Annotated in this window: 1 protein-coding gene; it reads right to left on the bottom strand. The window is 34.4% G+C overall.

Annotated elements, in window-relative coordinates; genetic code table 11:
• Positions 1–217: 217 nt before the first annotated feature.
• On the bottom strand, positions 218–561 hold a 344-nt coding region (locus KVT34_RS29740; protein WP_217563243.1), incomplete at its 5' end, for a hypothetical protein.

Genomic DNA, 561 nt, shown 5'->3' with positions numbered 1-561 from the left:
TACAAGATGCTAGTGGAAAACTCCTGCTGGAAAAATATTTTTTTTGCATTTTTGTAAATAGGCTAAAGACACATAAGCTCGGAAGAATTAGCATTAATATTTTGAAGTCATAAAATATGTTTGTCATTTATAGGCCAAATAAGGATTTAACTTATAAATGACAAACAAGGATGGAACTAAGGTAAAGCGAAAGTTTTAGAAATGGAAGTGTTGCTAATTAAGAGAACGGTGGTAAAAAAAGTGTAGGACGTGATTCTTGAATTTTATTTTCATTATTTTCTTTAGTAGCTTGTCCTGTTTGTCTCGAGTTTTGTCCACCCTTTTTGGCAATCTGTCCACCTTGATTAGCATTTGTTCCTGCGTTTCCGCTGATCTGTCCATTTCGATCCGCTGTTATTGTAAAACCAGCCTTCCCGCCCTGATTTGCAAGGTTATTGTTATTATCATTATAGTTGTAAATGTTGACATGGATGTGAATTTCAATTGGAAGGTCATCTTTGCTGAGTTTAAAGGAGGAGGCTGTTTCTGTCTTTGTGCTATTGTTTTTATATTTTTGAGAAC

The organism is Paenibacillus sp. GbtcB18, from assembly GCF_019091125.1.
Lineage (GTDB): Bacteria > Bacillota > Bacilli > Paenibacillales > NBRC-103111 > Paenibacillus_F > Paenibacillus_F chitinolyticus.
Note: the sequence above shows the minus strand (reverse complement) of the source record. Positions and strands in the feature narration are given on the sequence as shown.